We start from the raw sequence: 18,058 nt of genomic DNA, 5'->3' as shown, positions 1-18,058 counted from the left end.
GGGTACGCGGTGTCAGTCCCGCCCGCCGCACAGGTGCAGCATCGTCGCCACCCGCCGGTAGGGATCCGTGCGCCCGGCCCGGGTCTCGGCCGTGAGCAGGGCCTCCAGGTCGGGACCGGCGGCCGGTATGTCGGTGGCCTCGGAGAAGACCCGGACGCCGTACCAGGCGACCAGGGGCGCCGCGATGCCCGCGAGGGACTGCCCGACGGCGTCCAGGCGGTGCGCGCGGACCTCGGCGCCGCTCTCGTCGCGGTAGGTGTCCGACCCGAAGGCGGCGAGCGCACCGGCCCAGTCCGCCCGCAGGCCGGGGCGCATGGCCAGGGCGTCGGCGTTGCGCACCACCAGGGACAGCAGGCCGCCGGGCGCGAGCACCCGGCCGAGCCCGGCGAGCAGCGCGTCGGGCTCGTCGACGTGCATCAGGCCGCCGTGGCACAGCACGACGTCGAAGCTTCCGGGCAGGAAGTGGACGCCGGTGTCCCGCGCGTCGCCCTCGACGACCCGCATCCGCGACCGGATGCCCTCCGGCTCCGCGGCCACCACGGCCCGCACGGCGGCGAGCGCCTCCGCGTCCTGCTCGACGCCCGTCACCTCGTGCCCGCCGCGGGCCAGCCGCAGCGCCTGCGCCCCGCGGCCCATGCCGACGTCGAGCACGCGCAGCCGCCGCCCCAGCGGGAACCGGGCCACTATCCGTTCGTCGAGCTGTCGGCCGACCAGTTCGTGCCGGACGGCCTCACGTGCGCCAGGACTCGCGCCCCGGTCCTCGCTCAGGACCGGCCCCCGCGCTTGCCCTGCGGCTTCGGCAGCCGCAGTCGGCGCATCTGGAGGCTGCGCATCAGGGCGTACGCGACGGCGCCCTTCTTGTTCTCGTCCGGGAAGCGCTCGTTCAGGCGCTTCTTCAGCCGGATCACCGTGGCGACCGAGTCGACCACGATCAGGACGATCACGAAGAGCCACAGGAGCAGCGCGATGTTCTGGAGCTGCGGGATGCGGACCATGCTCAGGACGAGGATGATCACCGCCATCGGCAGGAAGAACTCGGCGACGCAGAACCGCGAGTCCACGAAGTCGCGGGCGAACTTGCGCACCGGACCCTTGTCCCGCGCGGGCAGATACCGCTCGTCACCGCTGGCCATGGCCTCGCGCTGCTTGGCCATCTGGGTGCGGCGCTCGTCGCGCTGCCGCTTGGCTGCCTCCTTGCGCGTCGTCGGCGTGTTCATCACGCTGCGGCGCTGGGACTGGGCCAGGGCACGCTTGGGGGTGGGGCGGCCCTTGGGGGCCTGCGGGTCTCGGGGCTCGGACGAAGAGTCGGTCACCGGGGCCTTGGCTGCCGGGGCCTTCTCGTCCTTGGATCGGCTACGGAACACAAAGCCCAAGGGTACGGGGTAGTCAAGAGGTGCGGGGCCGAAGGCCCCTCTTTGCAAGGGTGGTGGCGGGAGACGGGTGGGCATGGACCGCAGTCGCATGGGGAACGATCCCGCAACACCGGACGTCTTGATTATGTGGCTAAGGGGCCTTGCGGGGCGGTTTCCCGGGGGCGCACCTACTCCTTGCGCCGGAGAGTCGGGCAGTGCAGTCGTCCTTGGGGATGAGCGCATCCGCTCGCGAACAGTGCGGTAATGGATACAGACCCCGTACCGTGGGTTCTGTTGCAGTAGCTGGAGCTGGAAGTCCGTCAGAAGGGGGCGCGCGAAGCCCATGAGCGGTGTCATGAAGCGTATGGGGATGATCTTCCGCGCGAAGGCGAACAAGGCCCTTGACCGGGCCGAGGACCCGCGCGAAACCCTCGATTACTCCTACCAGAAGCAGTTGGAGCTGCTGCAGAAGGTGCGCCGCGGCGTCGCCGACGTGGCGACCTCCCGCAAGCGCCTCGAGCTGCAGCTCAACCAGCTCCAGAAGCAGTCCTCCACCCTGGAGGACCAGGGCCGCAAGGCCCTCGCGCTCGGCCGGGAGGACCTGGCCCGCGAGGCCCTGTCCCGCCGCGCCGCCCTCCAGCAGCAGGTCAGCGACCTGGAGGTGCAGCACCAGACGCTGCAGGGCGAGGAGGAGAAGCTCACTCTCGCGGCCCAGCGCCTGCAGGCCAAGGTGGACGCCTTCCGTACGAAGAAGGAGACCATCAAGGCGACGTACACCGCCGCCGAGGCCCAGACCCGGATCGGCGAGGCCTTCTCCGGCATCTCCGAGGAGATGGGCGACGTCGGCATGGCGATCCAGCGCGCCGAGGACAAGACCGCGACGCTCCAGGCGCGGGCCGGCGCGATCGACGAACTTCTCGCTTCCGGTGCCCTCGACGACTCCTCCGGCCTCGCCAAGGACGACATCCAGTCCGAGCTGGACCGCCTCTCCGGTGGTACGGATGTAGAGCTGGAGCTGCAGCGCATGAAGGCCGAGTTGGCCGGCGGCTCCAGCACGTCGCAGCAGGCCATCGAGGGCGGTCAGGGCGGCCAGAGCCAGCAGCAGCGGGACACCCCGCGCTTCGACAAGCAGTAACGGCTCGGGCCGTAACCCACCGCTCACGTCCGAGGAGGACGTCATGATCGTACGGATCATGGGGGAGGGGCAGGTGAAGCTGGCGGACAGCCACTTCGCCGAGTTGAACAAGCTGGACGACGAGCTGCTCGAGGAGATGGAGAGCGGCGACGAGTCGGGCTTCCGCAGGACACTGCACGCGCTCCTGGACAAGGTGCGCGAGCTGGGCGAGCCGCTGCCCGACGACGCGCTCGAGCCCTCGGAGCTGATCCTCCCGGCGCCCGACGCGACCTTGGACGAGGTCCGCCAGATGCTGTCCGACGACGGGCTCATCCCGGGCTAGCCCCGGGGTGGGCGACCCCGGACGCAGCGCTGGGCGAGTGCTCGTCGACGGCCGGGCGAGTGCTGGGCGAGTGCTGGTCTGGGGGCTTGTGTGTCGTGCCCCGCCGCGTCCGGCCCAGGCGCGTCAAGGGCCCGCGTCAACGCCGGTCCAGGGAACCCCCTTTCCGTTCCCTCCGTCTGAGCGGGCCCGTACCGTTTAGTACGTGACCAACTTTGAACGGTGCCGCGGCTGGGCCAGAACGCACCCGTTGGCCGTCGATGCGCTCCTCGCCGCCGTCGCCCTCGTCTGCATGGTCATCGGCTCCTTCGCGGAGCCGTACGGGGAAGGCGGCTCCACCTGGAACGTCCACGCCCCGGGCGATCTGAGCCTGACCCTCATGGGCCTCGGCGCCGCCACCCTGGTCTTCCGCCGCCGCGCCCCCTGGACCGTGCTCGCGGCCAGCTGCGGCTTCTCCATCGTGGAACTGGTGACCAGCGGCCCCCGCGCCCCGGTCGTGATGTGCGCCGTCATCGCCATGTACACCGTCGCCGCCACCACCAACCGCCCCACCACCTGGCGCATCGGCCTGGTCACCATGACGGGCCTGACCGCCGTCGCCATGCTGGCGGGCCCGCTGCCCTGGTACGCGCAGGAGAACCTCGGCATCTTCGCCTGGACCGGCATGGCCGCGGCCGCCGGTGACGCCGTCCGCAGCCGCCGCGCCTTCGTCGACGCCATCAGGGAGCGGGCCGAGCGCGCGGAACGCACCCGCGAGGAGGAGGCCCGGCGCCGGGTGGCCGAGGAGCGGCTGCGCATCGCCCGCGATCTGCACGACGTGGTCGCCCACCACATCGCCCTGGTCAACGTGCAGGCCGGGGTCGCCGCCCACGTCATGGACAAGCGACCCGACCAGGCCAAGGAGGCCCTCGCCCACGTCCGCGACGCCAGCCGCTCCGCGCTCGGCGAACTGCGCGCCACCGTCGGCCTGTTGCGCCAGACCGGCGACCCGGAGGCCCCCACCGAACCGGCGCCGGGCCTCGGCCGTCTCGACGACCTTGTCGACACCTTCCGCAACGCGGGCCTGCCCGTGGACGTGGCCCGCGGCGACGCCGGCCTGACGCCCCCGGCCGCCGTCGACCTGGCCGCGTACCGCATCATCCAGGAAGCCCTCACCAATGTGCAGAAGCACGCGGGGGAGCACGCCAAGGCGGAGGTCAGCGTCGTGCGCGTGGGGCCGAACCTGGAGGTCACCGTCCTGGACGACGGCGCCGGTGAGGACGCCCAGGCCCCCGACGACCCGGACCGCGGCGGCGGGCACGGGCTGCTCGGCATGCGCGAGCGCGTCAGTGCCCTCGGCGGGAGGTGCAGCGCGGGGCCCCGCTACGGAGGTGGTTTCCGGGTACATGCGATCCTTCCGGTCACGACCGCGAAACAGGGCGACCGGGGTCAGACCCCGGTCAAGGGAGGGACTACCGCGTGACGATCCGGGTGCTGCTCGCCGATGACCAGGCGCTGTTGCGCAGCGCGTTCAAGGTCCTCGTCGACTCCGAGCCCGACATGGAGGTCGTCGGCGAGGCCTCCGACGGCGCGCAGGCGGTGCGGCTCGCGAAGGCCCAGTCGGCCGACGTCGTCCTGATGGACATCCGGATGCCCGGCACCGACGGCCTGGCCGCGACCCGGATGATCAGCGACGACCCGGCGATGTCCCACGTACGTGTGGTGATGCTGACCACCTTCGAGGTCGACGAGTACGTCGTGCAGTCGCTGCGGGCGGGGGCCTCGGGCTTCCTGGGCAAGGGCGCGGAGCCGGACGAACTGCTCGGCGCCATCCGGATCGCGGCGGCGGGCGAGGCGCTGCTCTCGCCCGCGGCGACGAAGGGCCTCATCGCTCGGTTCCTCGCGCAGGGCGACGGTCCCGACGGCGACGCGCCCGCCCGCAGCGAGCGCCTGGACGCGCTCACCGGACGGGAGCGGGAGGTCCTGGTGCAGGTAGCGGGCGGCCACTCGAACGACGAGATCGCCGAACGCCTGGAGGTCAGTCCGCTCACGGTGAAGACCCATGTGAACCGTGCGATGGCCAAGCTCGGCGCCCGCGACCGCGCCCAACTCGTCGTCATCGCCTATGAGTCGGGGCTCGTGCGGCCGCGGGGCGACTGACCGGGGCCGGTGCGACCTCGGGGTGCGTGCCGCGGCCAGGCACGTCACCCGCCCGCTTCCGCGCCCTCGCGCGCCCGCGCCACCGCCGCCCCCCGGGTCAGCCGCAGCGCCGCCACCGCAAGCCCGCTGCACACCGTCATCCCCACGAACAGCGGCACCGCCGTGTGCTCGCCGCCGAGGCCGACCAGCGGCGCCACCACCGCGCCGAGCGCGCTCTGGGCCGTGCCGAGGAGCGCGGAACCGGTGCCGGACGCCCCCGGCACCCGGGCGATCGCCAGCGCCGCCGCGTTCGCGACCACGAGCCCGAACCCGCCGCACACCACCGCCATCAGCGCCAGGCAGACCCCCGTGCCGAGCACCCCGGCCACGCTCACGGTGAGCAGCGTGCCCGTACCGGCGAGCATGGCCAGAAGCCCGGTGCGCAGCAGGACTTCGGGGGTGACCCGCCCGACCAGACGGGCCCCCACCGCGCTGGACAGCGTCGCCACCACGGCCCCGCCGGAGAACGCCACCGATGAGACGCCGACGCTCAGCCCGAGGGCGTTCTGGAGCAGGAACGGCGACCCGGCGACGTAGCAGAAGAGCATCCCGAAGCCGAAGGTGAAGGCGAGGGTGTACCCGACGTACGCCCGGTCGCCCACGACCGCGCGCACCGAGGCGGCGAGCCGCCCCGCGCCGCCCGCCCGGCGTCGCTCCCCGGGCAGGCTCTCCGGCACCGCCACCAGCACGCCGAGCGCCACCACCAGGGCGACCCCGGCGAGCACCCAGAACACCCCGCGCCAGCCGCCGACCCCGATCACGGCGCCGCCCGCGAGCGGCGCGAGGACCGGAGCCATGCCGGCGAGGGTCATCAGGATCCCGAACATCCGCGCCGCCGCGGCCCCTTGGACCACATCGGTCACCACGGCCCGGCTGATCACGACCCCGGCGGCCCCGCTGAACCCGGTCACGAACCGCAGCGCCACCAGACACCCCAGGGACGGCGCCACCGCGCACAGGGCGGTGCCCAGCGCGCACCCGAAGGCCCCCACGAGCAGCGGCCCGCGCCGCCCGTACCGGTCGGAGAGCGCCCCGAACACCAGATGCCCGACCGTCATCCCGACCAGGAACGCGGTGAGCGTGAGCTGCACCCCGGACGCGTCCGTGCCGAACTCCTCGGCCATGCGCGGAAAGGCGGGCAGATACATGTCGGTCGACAGCGGACCGACGAAGGACAGCAGCGCGAGCGCCGCGGTGAGCGAGGGCATGGCGAAGGAACCCTTCGGCAGGTAGGGGCAGGGGCGCGGCGGCCGTGGCGGTCGCCGTCGTGCGAAGGGAGGGGAGAGGGTGCGCTACGGCCGCGCCGGTGGCGGGCTGCTGGAGCGCGGGAAGGGCCCGGACGACGGCCGGGTGCCACGAGGGTGAGTCCGGCTTCGCGGGCGGATCGGGCAGGGGCCCTGATCGGGAACGCCGCACGCCGGGCGGGGCGCTCACCGAGCGCGGGAGGCGCTGGAGCGGCCGCTGGACGCGGTGAACGATAGAACGCGGTAAGGGGCGTCCGCAATTGCGGACGCCCCTTACCGGGTGGAACTAGACAGCTTCTTCTGGGCGGAGCTGAAAGGGGCCGTGGAACGGACGCGGCCCCTGGCTGCGGGCTACGGCAGCGCCAGCATCCGCTCCAGGGCGAGCTTCGCGAACTGCTCGGTCTCGCGGTCGACTTCGATGCGGTTGACGAGCTTGCCGTCGGCGAGGGACTCCAGGGTCCACACCAGGTGCGGCAGGTCGATGCGGTTCATGGTCGAGCAGAAGCAGACCGTCTTGTCGAGGAACACGATCTCCTTGCCCCCGGCCTCCTCGGCGGCGAAGCGGTTCGCCAGGCGCCGGACGAGGTTCAGCTCGGTGCCTATCGCCCACTTCGAGCCGGCCGGGGCCGCCTCCAGGGTCTGGATGATGTGCTCGGTCGAGCCCACGTAGTCCGCCGCGGCCACGACCTCGTGCTTGCACTCGGGGTGGACGAGCACGTTCACGCCGGGGATGCGGGCCCGTACGTCCTCGACCGACTCCAGCGAGAAGCGCCCGTGCACCGAGCAGTGCCCGCGCCACAGGATCATCTTCGCGTTCCGCAGCTGCTCGGCGGTCAGCCCGCCGTTCGGCTTGTGCGGGTTGTAGACGACGCAGTCCTCCAGGGACATGCCCATGTCGCGCACGGCGGTGTTGCGGCCGAGGTGCTGGTCGGGCAGGAACAGGACCTTGCCGGTGCTGGCGTCGACCTGCTCGAAGGCCCACTCCAGGGCCCGCTTCGCGTTCGACGACGTACAGATCGTGCCGCCGTGCTTGCCCGTGAACGCCTTGATGTCGGCGGAGGAGTTCATGTAGGAGACGGGGATCACCTGCTCGGCGATGCCGGCCTCGGTCAGCACGTCCCAGCACTCGGCGACCTGCTCGGCCGTCGCCATGTCGGCCATCGAGCAGCCCGCGGCCAGGTCCGGGAGCACGACCTTCTGGTCGTCGCCGGTCAGGATGTCCGCGGACTCGGCCATGAAGTGCACACCGCAGAAGACGATGTACTCGGCCTCCGGGCGGGCGGCCGCGTCCCGGGCCAGCTTGAAGGAGTCGCCGGTGACGTCGGCGAACTGGATGACCTCGTCGCGCTGGTAGTGGTGGCCGAGCACGAAGACCTTGTCGCCGAGCCGCTCCTTGGCGGCGCGGGCGCGCTCCACCAGGCCGGGGTCCGAGGGCGAGGGCAGGTCGCCGGGGCACTCCACGCCGCGCTCGCTGCGCGGGTCGGCCTCGCGGCCGAGCAGCAGCAGGGCGAGCGGGGTCGGCTGTACGTCGAGCTCGGCGCGGTCCACGGTGGGCTGGGCGGTGGTCACGACACACACCCTTTCTTCTGTGACGAACGCGGCCGGGGCCGCGTTCGGAGTGGGCCGGAGGCCGGCGCCACGAATCCTTTTCGTCGAATTGACGCTATCTATCATAACTGCTTCACGTCAGTTTGACGATGGCCATAGTGTCGATGTGACGCATCCCCCGTGGAGGCCCGTGTGCGAGCATGGGAATGAACACGCGGCTCCGCCGGTTGCAACCGTCGGCAAGCAGTCTCCGTACAACCCGGGAGAGAAGCAGATGTCCGTATCGGACGAGACCACCACCGTGAGCGACGGCATCCTCCTGTCCGACGCCGCCGCGGACAAGGTCAAGGCCCTCCTTGACCAGGAAGGCCGGGACGATCTGGCGCTGCGCGTGGCCGTTCAGCCCGGTGGCTGCTCGGGCCTGCGGTACCAGCTCTTCTTCGACGAGCGCTCGCTCGACGGCGACGTCGTCAAGGAGTTCGGCACCGTGAAGGTCGTCACCGACCGCATGAGCGCGCCGTACCTGGGCGGTGCCTCGATCGACTTCGTCGACACCATCGAGAAGCAGGGCTTCACGATCGACAACCCGAACGCCACCGGCTCCTGCGCCTGCGGCGACTCGTTCAGCTAAGCCGGTCCGCGCCCGCTCCGCGCGAGCGGCGACCAGGCGACGCGTACGAAGGCGGCGGCTCCCCCCAACGGGAGCCGCCGCCTTCGTCGTGCCCGGCGCGGGCGCTACGTCCGGGGCGCCGGAGTCCCCTCGCGCGTGCCGTCGTCGCGCGGCACCGCCCGGCCGCCCTCGGACACGACCTTCCGGTCGCCGAGCGGCGCGTCCAGCTTCACCGACAGGACGTAGGACTGCGCCATGGCGACGCACACCGTGCCCTTCTTCGTGGTCGAGGTCACCTTCACGGCCACCTGCCCGTCGCGCTCGTCCGCCGAGGCCGCGAACGTGCTGCACACGCCGTCCGTGAAGTGCAGGGTCAGGGTCCGCCCCGCCGTGCTGTAGCCCTCGACCTTCACGTCCTCGGTACGGGTGTCCGGATCGCCGGGCCGGACGGTCGGCCCCTGCGACGGGCCGACGGTGCCGGACTCACCCGGCGCCCGCAGATACTTCGGGTCCACCGCGGGGTGCGTCACCGTGTAGGCCTCCGGCGCGCCCGCGGGCTTCACCTGGAACAGCCACGACGGCACCAGCGCGGTCCGTCCGTCCACGAACTGCGCCGCGAGCCCGAACTCGGCGTCCTCGACCGCGATCGGCTGCGGCGTCGGCGGCTTGGAGGCGGGCGGACACGGGACGTTCTTGCCGGGGGCGGGCTCACCCGGGGCCACCTTGCCCGGGGCCACCTTGCCCGGGGCCGGTTCGCCCGGCGCCACGCCGTCCGCACCCCGCCCCTGCGGCGCCTTGCCCTCGTCCCCGTGCGGCACCGGCCGCGCGCAGCCGCCGATGCCCCCGCGCCCGTCGCCCCGACCGGACTTGTTCAGCAGGTCGAGCGTCTTGCCCGCACCCACGACGGGGTATGTCGCCCCCTGCTCCGGCTCGGTCAAGTGCCCGCTGCCGCCGACCACTTGGCCGTCCGCGCCGACCTGGACACCCGTCGACCAGCCGTACGTCGGCAGGCCGCCCACCTCGGGGTCGGCGTTCACCACCCGTACCGCGCCCATGAGTTGGCGCGCGTCGAGCTTGGCGTCGTCCAGGCCGACGGCCTTCAGGACGGGGGTGGCGGCCTTCTTCGCGGCGGCCTCGCTGACGGCGCCACCGGAGTCGTCGGCCGGACGGCGCTCGGCGGCACCGGTGCCCGTACCCGCATCGGGGCCCGTCCCCGTGCCCGGACACCGCTTGCCCTTCAGGCAGTTGTCGCCGCCCGGCGTCGCGTGCCGGGTGTACGTCCAGGTGCCCGGCGCCGCCTTGCTCACCCGCAGCGAGGGGCCCGCGCCGTCGTTCGTCGGCCCGATCCACCAGGCGCTGTCGCGGAGCACCGGGGTGCCGGAGACGCCCAGGGCCTTCGCGAGACGAGTCACCCGGTCCCGGGGGACGTCGTCGCGCACGTGGCGCACGGCCGCCGAGTCCGGCCCGTCGGGCAGCTCGCCCACGGCCCGGTACGTCGCGCCGTTCGGGTCGGGCTCGCCGGGCGCGATGCCTTCGGTGCTCCCGTCCGGGCCCTGGCTGGACCGGCCGTCGCGGTCGCCCGTGTACGCGTCGAGGGTGAGCGGGGGCGGCGCGCCGCCGTCGTCCGTCGCCGCGTCGCGGCCCCCGTCGTCGGACGACACCGTCGCCAGATACGCCCCGCCGCCGCCCGCGAGCAGCACCGCGGCCGCGACCGAGGCGACCAGCAGCGGTGACCGCCGCCGTTGTCCGTCCTGCGTCTGCTCGCTGCTCACCGCATCGCTCCTTCGAACGCCAAGCCGTCCCTGGTCGCAGAAACCCCACCCATGAGGTTTCGGCGTACATCGCATCCCCTCCGAGGGGGACAGCGGTGGGACGCGGCGGGGGAGCGTGCGGTTCCCTCAGCGTGCGCCGGGCGGCGCGGCCGGTGTCAGCTCCCGTGCTCCGGTGTCAGTTCCCGTACTCCGACATGCCGTCGATGACGCGGGCGGACGCGGCCGGGACCGTGACCCCGTGGATCAGCGACGGCGGTACCGGCGCGGCCGCCACGGCGGGCACCACCCAATGCGGGGCCATGCGGGCACAGTCGCCACGCAGCGTTTCCAGGGTCTCGGCGCGCGGCGCCTCCGGGGCTTCGGCGGAGTGCTGCGGGGCGCTGTTCTTCGCGATGACGGCCATACCGGAACCGTATGCACCGCTACGTCGAAGAAGAAAGACCTACTATTGGGTATTTTTGGCCAGTTCAATGATGGGTGTTCGACCGGATAGCGTTAACCGTCAACCCCTCGCCTCGCCGCAGGAGCTTTCAGCCGTGCGAATCGCAGTCACCGGCTCCATCGCCACCGACCACCTCATGACCTTCCCCGGCCGCTTCGCCGACCAGCTGGTCGCGGATCAGCTGCACACGGTCTCCCTCTCCTTCCTGGTCGATGCCCTAGACGTCCGCCGCGGCGGCGTCGCCGCGAACATCTGCTTCGGTATGGGCCAGCTCGGCACCGGCCCCGTCATCGTCGGCGCCGCCGGCGCCGACTTCGACGAGTACCGCGCCTGGCTCGACCGGCACGGGGTGGACACCGCCTCGGTCCGTATCTCCGAGACCCTGCACACCGCCCGCTTCGTGTGCACCACGGACGCCGACCACAACCAGATCGGCTCCTTCTACACCGGCGCGATGAGCGAGGCCCGCCTCATCGAGCTCAAGACGGTCGCCGACCGCGTCGGCGGCCTGGACCTGGTCCTGATCGGCGCCGACGACCCGGAGGCGATGCTCCGCCACACGGAGGAGTGCCGCACCCGCGACATCCCCTTCGCCGCGGACTTCTCCCAGCAGATCGCCCGCATGAGCGGCGACGACATCCGCACCCTCCTGGAGGGCGCGACCTACCTCTTCTCCAACGAGTACGAGAAGGGGCTCATCGAGTCCAAGACCGGCTGGACCGACGCCGAGATCCTCGGCAAGGTCGGCCACCGCGTGACCACCCTCGGCGCGAACGGCGTGCGCATCGAGGCCGTCGGCAAGGACCCGGTCGAGGTCGGCGTGCCCGAGGAGAAGGCCAAGGCCGACCCGACGGGCGTCGGCGACGCCTTCCGCGCCGGGTTCCTCTCCGGCCTGGCCTGGGGCGTCTCGCACGAGCGCGCCGCCCAGGTCGGCTGCATGCTCGCCACCCTGGTGATCGAGACGACCGGCACCCAGGAGTACGAGCTGCACCGCGTCCAGTTCATGGAGCGCTTCACCAAGCAGTACGGCGACGAGGCCGCGGCCGAGGTCAAGGTCCACCTGCCGTAACCGTGCCGCCGGGTGCGGGCGCCGACCGGCCCCGCACCCGGCCGCACCGCGGCCCCCTCCCGGGCCGCGCCCCGTGGCCCGCCGCCCCGGCTACACCAGCCGCCGCACCTCGTACGCCACCCCGGCCGCCCCGTCGGGCCGCTCCCGCGCCCCCACGTACTCCTGCCGCTGCGTCCAGCACCACGCCGGAATGTCCACGGCCGCGACCTCGTCGTCCGACAGGACGGTGACCGTGCCGCCGACCCGGACCCGGGGGAGCGCCTTCGCCAGCTCGATCACGGGCAGCGGGCACCGCTCGCCCAGCGCGTCGACGGTGACCTCGTCCAGCGTGCCCGTCGCGGTGACGGCGACCGGCGCGCCCAGCTTCTCCCGCACCCCGGCCACGGCGCCGGGCAGCACCTCCAGGAACCGCTCGACCTCGGCGGCCGCGGTGCCGGGCGGCAGCGACACCCGTACGTTGCCCTCGCTGACCACACCCATCGCCTTGAGCACATGGCTCGGCGTCAGCGTGCTGCTGGTGCAGGACGAGCCGGACGACACCGAGAACCCCGCCCGGTCCAGCTCGTGCAGCAGCGTCTCCCCGTCGACATAGAGACAGGAGAAGGTGACGAGGTGGGGCAGCCGCCGCACCGGATCACCGACGACCTCCACATCCGGCACCAGAGCGGGCACCCGCGCCCGGATCCGCTCCGTCAACTCCCGCAGCCGCACCGCCTCCGCCGCCGCCTCGGCCCGCACCGCCCGCAGCGCCGCCGCGGCCGCCACGATCGCCGGGATGTTCTCGAAGCCGGGGGAGCGCCCCGACTCCCGCTCGTCCACCGGTCCCCGCGGCGCGAACCGCACCCCCTTGCGCACCACGAGCAGCCCGACCCCGGCGGGCCCGCCCCACTTGTGGGCGCTGGCGGCGAGCAGCGACCAGTCGCCGTCCACCGCGCCCCACGGCAGCGACTGCGCCGCGTCCACGAGCAGCGGCACCCCGGCCGCCCGGCAGACCTCGGCGACCTCGGCCACCGGCTGCTCGGTCCCCACCTCGTGGTTGGCGGACTGCAGACACGCAAGGGCCGTGTCCGCGCGCAGCGCGTCCTCGTACCCGCCCGCCGTCACCGCACCCGCCCGGTCCACGCCGACCTCGGTCACCGCCCCGCCGGCCTGCTCGTGCGCCGCGGCCGAATGGAGTACGGCCGAATGTTCGACGGCGGACACCACCAGCTGCCGCCCCACCCGCCGCCGCCCGGCGAGGGCACCCGCGACGCCGTCGTACAGCGCACGCGTCCCCGAAGGCGTGAACACCAGCTCGTCCGCCCGGCACCCCACGGCCTCGGCGGCGGCCTCCCGCGCCGCGTCGAGCAGCATCCGGGCCCGCCGCCCCTCCCGGTACAGCCGCGCCGGATCGGCCCACCCCTCATCCAGCGAGGCCGTCAGCGCCTGCCGGGCAACGGGATGAAGAGGAGCAGCGGAGGCAACGTCGAAGTAGGACACACGGCAAAACTAACGTTCGGCCCAGGGGAGGCGTGGTCAAGGGGCGCGGGACTGTCACCTGGTGCGGCTCCGCCGCGCGGGCGCGAGCAATGGGGAGCGGACCCGCACCCGCCGAACATACGATCCCCAAGGGCCGGAGGGCGCCCCAACCCTCCGTCAGATACCGGCCGACGGAGGGGCATCCCACCTCTTCAGAGTGACCCGCGGCGCGTTAGGCACCCTCCCCGCGCGACCCCAAATAGCGTCCAGTAGGGTTTGGTCCGCATAAACATCCAAACCCCTGCCCGACGCAGGGCGGCGACCGACCACCGAGAAGGCCGCAGCCAACAGCGCGGGCGAGACTCTCGGGAAGGCGCTACGTGAGTCCCAACGGCTCCGACCGCTCGCCGCGGCGCCCGATGCGGCGGAAGCTGCTGCAGGCATTGACTGCGGGCCTGGTCCTGGTAACCGCCACCGGTTGCACATACAAGGACTTTCCCCGCCTTGGTATGCCGACCCCGGTCACGGAGGAGGCTCCGCGGATCCTCTCCCTCTGGCAGGGCTCGTGGGCGGCTGCGCTCGCCACGGGCGTGCTGGTCTGGGGCCTGATCGTGTGGAGCATCATCTTCCACCGGCGCAGCCGCACCAAGGTGGAGGTTCCTCCGCAGACGCGTTACAACATGCCCATCGAGGCGCTGTACACGGTGGTCCCGCTCATCATCGTCTCGGTGCTCTTCTACTTCACGGCACGCGACGAGTCCAAGCTCCTCAAGCTCGACGACAAGCCCGCCCACACCATCAACGTGGTCGGCTTCCAGTGGAGCTGGGGCTTCAACTACGTCGAGAACGTGAAGGGCTCCAACAAGGACAACGCCAGGACCGCCAAGGAACTGGACGCCATTCCGGACCGGTTCCGCAAGGACTTCCCGGCCAACGCCGGCGGCGTCTACCAGGTCGGTACGCCCGGCGAGCGGAACCCGCAGAACGGCAACCCCGGCCCGACCCTCTGGCTCCCCAAGGGCGAGAAGGTCCGCTTCGTGCTGACTTCGCGTGACGTCATCCACTCCTTCTGGGTGGTTCCGTTCCTCATGAAGCAGGACGTCATCCCGGGCCACACCAACGCCTTCGAGGTGACTCCCAACAAGGAGGGCACCTTCATGGGCAAGTGCGCCGAGCTCTGCGGCGTCGACCACTCCCGGATGCTCTTCAACGTCAAGGTCGTCTCTCCCGAGCGCTACCAGAAGCACCTGGAAGACCTCGCGAAGAAGAACCAGACCGGTTACATCCCGGCCGGCATCGAGCAGACGGGCCACGAGAAGAACCGGGAGACGAACAACCTGTGAGCATCCTCAACGAACCCCAGGGTGCCGCGGCAGCAGCCGACTCGTACGAGGACGAGCTGCCGGTCAGGCGCAAGCAGCCGGGAAACGTCGTCATCAAGTGGTTGACCACCACTGACCACAAGACGATCGGCACGCTCTATCTGGTCACGTCGTTCGCGTTCTTCTGCATCGGCGGAGTGATGGCGCTCTTCATGCGCGCCGAGCTCGCCCGCCCGGGTACGCAGATCATGTCGAACGAGCAGTTCAACCAGGCGTTCACGATGCACGGCACGATCATGCTGCTGATGTTCGCGACGCCGCTGTTCGCGGGCTTCGCGAACTGGATCATGCCGCTCCAGATCGGCGCCCCCGACGTGGCCTTCCCGCGTCTGAACATGTTCGCCTACTGGCTGTACCTGTTCGGCTCGCTGATCGCGGTCGGTGGCTTCCTCACCCCGAACGGCGCCGCCGACTTCGGCTGGTTCGCCTACAGCCCGCTGTCGGACGCGGTCCGCTCGCCGGGCATCGGCGCCGACATGTGGATCATGGGTCTGGCCTTCTCCGGCTTCGGCACGATCCTCGGCTCGGTCAACTTCATCACCACCATCATCTGCATGCGCGCCCCCGGCATGACGATGTTCCGCATGCCGATCTTCGTGTGGAACGTGCTGCTGACCGCGGTGCTCGTGCTGCTCGCCTTCCCGGTCCTGGCCGCCGCGCTGTTCGCCCTGGAGGCGGACCGCAAATTCGGTGCCCACATCTTTGACGCGGCCAATGGCGGGGCCTTGCTATGGCAACACCTCTTCTGGTTCTTCGGCCATCCAGAGGTGTACATCATCGCTCTACCATTCTTCGGAATCATTTCCGAAGTCATCCCGGTCTTCTCCCGCAAGCCGATGTTCGGCTACATGGGTCTCATCGGCGCGACCATCGCCATCGCCGGTCTTTCGGTGACGGTGTGGGCGCACCACATGTACGTCACAGGCGGCGTACTCCTACCGTTCTTCTCCTTCATGACGTTCCTGATCGCCGTGCCAACAGGCGTGAAGTTCTTCAACTGGATCGGAACGATGTGGAAGGGGTCCTTGTCCTTCGAGACCCCGATGCTCTGGGCGATCGGCTTCCTGATCACCTTCACCTTCGGTGGTCTGACGGGCGTCATCCTGGCCTCGCCGCCGATGGACTTCCATGTGTCGGACTCGTACTTCGTGGTCGCGCACTTCCACTACGTCGTCTTCGGCACCGTGGTGTTCGCGATGTTCGCCGGATTCCACTTCTGGTGGCCGAAGTTCACCGGCAAGATGCTCGACGAGCGGCTCGGCAAGATCACGTTCTGGACGCTGTTCATCGGCTTCCACGGCACGTTCCTCGTCCAGCACTGGCTGGGCGCGGAGGGCATGCCGCGCCGGTACGCGGACTACCTGGACGCGGACGGCTTCACCGCCTTGAACACGATCTCGACGATCGCCTCGTTCCTGCTCGGCCTGTCGATCCTGCCGTTCTTCTACAACATCTGGAAGACGGCCAAGTACGGCAAGAAGATCGAGGTCGACGACCCGTGGGGCTACGGCCGCTCGCTGGAGTGGGCGACGTCCTGCCCGCCGCCGCGGCACAACTTCCTCACGCTGCCGCGTATTCGTAGTGAATCCCCGGCGTTCGACCTGCACCACCCGGAGATCGCCGCACTCGACCAGCTCGAGAACGCCGGTCACGGCGAGAAGGCTCTCGCTGGCGGCAAGGAGGCCGGCAAGTGAAGATCCAGGGCAAGATGTTCATCTGGCTGAGCGTCTTCGTACTGGCCATGGCGATCGTCTATGGCTGGTGGTCGAAGGAGCCCGCCGGTACCACCGCGCTCTTCCTGGCCTTCGGCCTGTGCATCATGATCGGCTACTACCTGGCCTTCACGGCCCGGCGTGTCGACGCCTCCGCACAGGACAACACCGAGGCCGACGTCGCGGACGAGGCCGGCGAGGTGGGCTTCTTCAGCCCGCACAGCTGGCAGCCGCTCTCCCTGGCCATCGGTGGCGCGCTCGCCTTCATGGGCGTCGTCTTCGGCTGGTGGCTGCTGTACTTCTCCGCCCCGATGCTCCTCATCGGACTGTGGGGCTGGGTCTTCGAGTACTACCGCGGCGAGAACCAGAACCAGTAGTTCTCCCGCACCAGCAGGGCCCGAGGGGCCCGGACACTCCGTCAGGAGCGTCCGGGCCCCTCGGCCGTGCGCCCACTCGGCCTTTCGGGGGAACTCGTACGGGTCACTCCGCGCGCCGGTCCTGACGAATCTTCATAACGTGTGCTCATGAGACACTCACCGCGAATCCGCACGGTACTGAGCTGCACGATGCTGGTGGTCGCCCTCGGTGCGGGGGCCACGGCCTGCGGCAGCGACGGCCATCCGCTCTCGGCCAAGCCGTACGACGCGGCGAGTCAGATCGCGTTCAACGGCCCCGCGGGCAGCCAGAAGGCCGACCCCGACAAGCCGCTCGAAATCACCGCCGAGGGCGACGACGGACGCATCACCGACGTGACGGCCACCGACGCCATGGGCCGCTACGTGGCGGGCGAACTCACCGCCGACGGCTCCCGGTGGCACAGCACGGCGCCCCTCGCCGCGGGCGCCCAGTACACGGTGCGGGTCAGCACCGAGGACGACGAGGGCTCACCCGGCCGCAAGGTCCTCAGCTTCGGCACGGACACGGCCGCCAAGAAGAAGCAGCTGAAGGTCACCTTCGGCCCCGAGGCGGGCAAGTACGGCGTCGGCCAGCCCGTCACGGCCAAGCTCAGCGCCAAGGTCAAGGGCGAGCAGGCCAGGGCCGTCGTCGAACGCGCCCTGAAGGTCCGCTCGCAGCCCGCCACGGAGGGCGCCTGGCACTGGGTGGACAGCCGGACGCTGCACTACCGCCCCAAGGACTACTGGCCCACCCACGCCACCGTCGACGTCCACAGCAACCTCGACGGCATCAAGGTCACCGAGAAGCTCTGGGGCACCGACACCAAGCCCCTGCGGTTCACCACCGGCGACAAGATCGTGGCCGTGACGGACGCCGGCTCGCACTGGATGACCGTCTACCGCAACGGCGAGGAGATCAACTCCATGCCGGTCACCACCGGCAAGCCCGGCTACTCGACCCGCAACGGCATCAAGGTCGTCCTGGGCAAGGAGTACGCGGTCCGCATGACCAGCGCCAGCATCGGCGCCTCGGACTTCTACGACAAGATGGTCTACTACGCCACGAGGGTCACCGACAGCGGCGAATACGTGCACGCCGCCCCCTGGTCGGTGGGCTCCCAGGGCTACGCCAACACCAGCCACGGCTGCACCGGGATGAGCACCGGCAACGCCGCGTGGTTCTACGAGACCGTCCGTCAGGGTGACATCGTGAAGGTCGTCAACAGTTACGGCGCCGACATGGACCCGTTCGGGAACGGATTCGGCGACTGGAACGTGAGCTGGAAGAAGTGGGTCGAGGGCAGTGCCCTCCTCGGCGGCACCAAGGAGGGCCACAAGCCCGCGGACGTGGCGCGACTGCGCCCCCAGTCCGTCTGAGCCGGTCCGGGTCCGCCTAGGCCGGTCTGGGCCCGGCTGAGTCAGTCTGGCCCGGTCTGGTCCGG

Annotated in this window: 17 protein-coding genes; 10 read left to right on the top strand and 7 right to left on the bottom strand. The window is 71.0% G+C overall.

The genetic code is table 11. The features are described from left to right. Nucleotides 1–12: 12 nt before the first annotated feature. Nucleotides 13–714, bottom strand: a complete 702-nt coding sequence (locus IE274_RS18605; RefSeq protein ID WP_190117060.1) for a class I SAM-dependent methyltransferase — start codon at nucleotides 712–714, stop codon at nucleotides 13–15. A gap of 50 nt (nucleotides 715–764) precedes the next feature. Continuing rightward, nucleotides 765–1,364, bottom strand: a complete 600-nt coding sequence (locus IE274_RS18600) for a DUF3043 domain-containing protein (protein ID WP_372447011.1) — start codon at nucleotides 1,362–1,364, stop codon at nucleotides 765–767. 331 nt (nucleotides 1,365–1,695) lie between these two features. Between IE274_RS18600 and IE274_RS18595 the strand changes: the two genes are divergently transcribed. The 4 genes from IE274_RS18595 to IE274_RS18580 all read left to right on the top strand — a co-directional run bounded on the left by IE274_RS18595 (nucleotide 1,696) and on the right by IE274_RS18580 (nucleotide 4,945). Continuing rightward, nucleotides 1,696–2,487, top strand: coding sequence for a PspA/IM30 family protein (locus IE274_RS18595; RefSeq protein WP_190116901.1), 792 nt, complete (start codon nucleotides 1,696–1,698; stop codon nucleotides 2,485–2,487). A gap of 43 nt (nucleotides 2,488–2,530) precedes the next feature. Beyond that, nucleotides 2,531–2,809, top strand: coding sequence for a PspA-associated protein PspAA (gene pspAA / locus IE274_RS18590; protein WP_190116900.1), 279 nt, complete (start codon nucleotides 2,531–2,533; stop codon nucleotides 2,807–2,809). 202 nt (nucleotides 2,810–3,011) lie between these two features. Then, on the top strand, nucleotides 3,012–4,268 hold the full coding sequence (locus IE274_RS18585; protein ID WP_229909630.1) for a sensor histidine kinase: 1,257 nt from the start codon (nucleotides 3,012–3,014) through the stop codon (nucleotides 4,266–4,268). Then, nucleotides 4,265–4,945, top strand: a complete 681-nt coding sequence (locus tag IE274_RS18580; RefSeq protein ID WP_190116899.1) for a response regulator — start codon at nucleotides 4,265–4,267, stop codon at nucleotides 4,943–4,945. The genes IE274_RS18585 and IE274_RS18580 overlap by 4 nt, the downstream gene beginning before the upstream one ends. 44 nt (nucleotides 4,946–4,989) lie before the next feature. On the opposite strand, the gene IE274_RS18575 is transcribed toward IE274_RS18580, so the two are convergent. Both IE274_RS18575 and nadA read right to left on the bottom strand, forming a co-directional pair. Beyond that, the gene (locus IE274_RS18575; protein WP_190116898.1) at nucleotides 4,990–6,192 is read right to left on the bottom strand and encodes a multidrug effflux MFS transporter; all 1,203 of its coding nucleotides are present in this window, start codon (nucleotides 6,190–6,192) and stop codon (nucleotides 4,990–4,992) included. A 387-nt stretch (nucleotides 6,193–6,579) separates the two neighbouring features. Further along, a complete protein-coding gene (gene nadA / locus IE274_RS18570) occupies nucleotides 6,580–7,797 on the bottom strand; it encodes a quinolinate synthase NadA (protein ID WP_190116897.1) in 1,218 nt (405 codons plus the stop codon). A gap of 253 nt (nucleotides 7,798–8,050) precedes the next feature. On the opposite strand from nadA, the gene IE274_RS18565 reads away from it, so the two are divergent. Beyond that, nucleotides 8,051–8,407, top strand: a complete 357-nt coding sequence (locus tag IE274_RS18565) for a HesB/IscA family protein (RefSeq protein ID WP_190116896.1) — start codon at nucleotides 8,051–8,053, stop codon at nucleotides 8,405–8,407. A gap of 104 nt (nucleotides 8,408–8,511) precedes the next feature. On the opposite strand, the gene IE274_RS18560 is transcribed toward IE274_RS18565, so the two are convergent. After that, nucleotides 8,512–10,158, bottom strand: a complete 1,647-nt coding sequence (locus tag IE274_RS18560) for a hypothetical protein (RefSeq protein ID WP_190116895.1) — start codon at nucleotides 10,156–10,158, stop codon at nucleotides 8,512–8,514. Nucleotides 10,159–10,333: 175 nt separating this feature from the next. Next, nucleotides 10,334–10,561 carry a hypothetical protein gene (locus tag IE274_RS18555; protein WP_190117081.1) on the bottom strand — a complete coding sequence of 76 codons (228 nt, stop codon included), beginning with the start codon at nucleotides 10,559–10,561 and terminating at the stop codon, nucleotides 10,334–10,336. A 133-nt stretch (nucleotides 10,562–10,694) separates the two neighbouring features. Between IE274_RS18555 and IE274_RS18550 the strand changes: the two genes are divergently transcribed. Further along, nucleotides 10,695–11,669: a carbohydrate kinase family protein gene (locus tag IE274_RS18550; protein ID WP_190116894.1), complete on the top strand. Its 975-nt coding sequence runs from the start codon at nucleotides 10,695–10,697 to the stop codon at nucleotides 11,667–11,669. A 90-nt stretch (nucleotides 11,670–11,759) separates the two neighbouring features. Here IE274_RS18550 and IE274_RS18545 read toward each other — a convergent pair whose 3' ends face one another. Then, nucleotides 11,760–13,148 carry a cysteine desulfurase/sulfurtransferase TusA family protein gene (locus IE274_RS18545; protein WP_190116893.1) on the bottom strand — a complete coding sequence of 463 codons (1,389 nt, stop codon included), beginning with the start codon at nucleotides 13,146–13,148 and terminating at the stop codon, nucleotides 11,760–11,762. Nucleotides 13,149–13,507: 359 nt separating this feature from the next. Between IE274_RS18545 and ctaC the strand changes: the two genes are divergently transcribed. The 4 genes from ctaC (at nucleotide 13,508) to IE274_RS18525 (ending at nucleotide 17,993) form a co-directional block, all read left to right on the top strand. Further along, nucleotides 13,508–14,470 carry an aa3-type cytochrome oxidase subunit II gene (gene ctaC / locus IE274_RS18540; RefSeq protein WP_190116892.1) on the top strand — a complete coding sequence of 321 codons (963 nt, stop codon included), beginning with the start codon at nucleotides 13,508–13,510 and terminating at the stop codon, nucleotides 14,468–14,470. Further along, entirely contained in the window at nucleotides 14,467–16,203 is a 1,737-nt protein-coding gene (gene ctaD / locus IE274_RS18535; protein ID WP_087883761.1) for an aa3-type cytochrome oxidase subunit I, read from the top strand. Before ctaC ends, ctaD begins: the two co-directional genes overlap by 4 nt. After that, nucleotides 16,200–16,598 (top strand): cytochrome c oxidase subunit 4, encoded by a 399-nt coding sequence (locus IE274_RS18530; RefSeq protein WP_190116891.1) that lies wholly within the window; start codon nucleotides 16,200–16,202, stop codon nucleotides 16,596–16,598. Before ctaD ends, IE274_RS18530 begins: the two co-directional genes overlap by 4 nt. Nucleotides 16,599–16,745: 147 nt before the next feature. Continuing rightward, on the top strand, nucleotides 16,746–17,993 hold the full coding sequence (locus IE274_RS18525) for a L,D-transpeptidase (RefSeq protein WP_190116890.1): 1,248 nt from the start codon (nucleotides 16,746–16,748) through the stop codon (nucleotides 17,991–17,993). The last annotated feature ends 65 nt before the right edge of the window (nucleotides 17,994–18,058 follow it).

Origin of the sequence: Streptomyces flavofungini (assembly GCF_014650815.1) — a bacterium.
In the GTDB taxonomy this organism is placed as follows: domain Bacteria; phylum Actinomycetota; class Actinomycetes; order Streptomycetales; family Streptomycetaceae; genus Streptomyces; species Streptomyces flavofungini.
This window is presented reverse-complemented; position numbering and strand designations above follow the sequence as displayed.

Bases quoted from the DNA above. Each gene is read 5' to 3' on its own strand.
- pspAA (WP_190116900.1), top strand. From the start codon at position 2,531: ATGATCGTACGGATCATGGGGGAGGGGCAGGTGAAGCTGGCGGACAGC.
- IE274_RS18575 (WP_190116898.1), bottom strand. From the start codon at position 6,192: ATGCCCTCGCTCACCGCGGCGCTCGCGCTGCTGTCCTTCGTCGGTCCG.
- IE274_RS18565 (WP_190116896.1), top strand. From the start codon at position 8,051: ATGTCCGTATCGGACGAGACCACCACCGTGAGCGACGGCATCCTCCTG.
- IE274_RS18525 (WP_190116890.1), top strand. From the start codon at position 16,746: ATGAGACACTCACCGCGAATCCGCACGGTACTGAGCTGCACGATGCTG.
- IE274_RS18555 (WP_190117081.1), bottom strand. From the start codon at position 10,561: ATGGCCGTCATCGCGAAGAACAGCGCCCCGCAGCACTCCGCCGAAGCC.
- IE274_RS18595 (WP_190116901.1), top strand. From the start codon at position 1,696: ATGAGCGGTGTCATGAAGCGTATGGGGATGATCTTCCGCGCGAAGGCG.